The following is a 361-nucleotide window of genomic DNA, read 5'->3' on the forward strand; positions in this document are numbered from 1 at the left end:
GCCCCTTAACCGGGCGTTAGGTGTCAATTGATGGAGTGTCAATTCAAGGAGAGAATATGAAGTGTCCATATTGCGGTGTGAGAGTTAGCTACTTTAAAGCATGGAAAATTAGTCGTTGGAAAAACCATGTCTGTCTAAATTGCGGTGGTGAATCTAGCACAACGACAGGCAATGTTGTCTTGATGGTGGCTTGTGTATTGGTGCCTCTATTTTCGATAGACATGTTGTTTTCGAGCCTGCAACAACCGTTGCACCGAGGCCTGTATCTTGCTCTGGCAATATTATTATCTTACATAGCCCATAGATATATTGGGAAGCTTCAAAAAAGTAAGCAACAAAACACCTAACAAACGCTTCAAGA

It is taken from the genome of Vibrio anguillarum (assembly GCF_003390515.1).
Taxonomy (GTDB): Bacteria; Pseudomonadota; Gammaproteobacteria; order Enterobacterales; family Vibrionaceae; genus Vibrio; species Vibrio anguillarum.